Annotated in this window: 1 pseudogene; it reads left to right on the top strand. The window is 60.2% G+C overall.

Going from position 1 to position 518, the window contains the following annotated elements:
* Positions 1 to 307: 307 nt before the first annotated feature.
* Positions 308 to 518 (top strand): annotated as a pseudogene (locus tag J5M58_RS26210) (carbohydrate ABC transporter substrate-binding protein); the annotation flags it as partial.

Raw genomic sequence — 518 nt, forward strand, 5'->3', positions numbered from 1 at the left:
GTACATCAACCTGGCCTGGGTGGGCCTGGGCGAGAAGATGGCGCAGTGGTTCTCGCTGGAGGCCGAGCCCTCGGTGTGGATCAGCTTCGTGCTGTCCATGCTGGTGCTGGCGCTGGTGCTGCGCAGAGGGTAGTCAAAAAAGATAGCTGCTTGCGCTTGATTTACGGGGATTTTAGATAGAAAACTATCTGAAACTCAATAACAACAAGCGCGAGTAGCTCACATTTTTATAAAAGGGGCCAGCCGACTCTCCCCCGGCACCGGCGCCCATCCAACCCCCGGGGAGCGTTCTTGTGAGGAGACAGCAATGAAGATGCAGTTCAAGGCGATCGCGTTCGCCGCCGCGGCGCTGGCGCTGGGGCAGGCAGCCTGGGCCGGCGAGGCCGAGGCCAAGAAGTGGATCGACAGCGAGTTCCAGCCCTCCACGCTGAGCAAAGACCAGCAGATGGCCGAGATGAAGTGGTTCATCGACGCGGCCAAGAAGCTGCAGGCCAAGGGCGTGAAGGAGATCGCGGTGG

The organism is Pseudomonas sp. 32_A (assembly GCF_017490905.1).
Classification (GTDB): domain Bacteria; phylum Pseudomonadota; class Gammaproteobacteria; order Pseudomonadales; family Pseudomonadaceae; genus Aquipseudomonas; species Aquipseudomonas inefficax.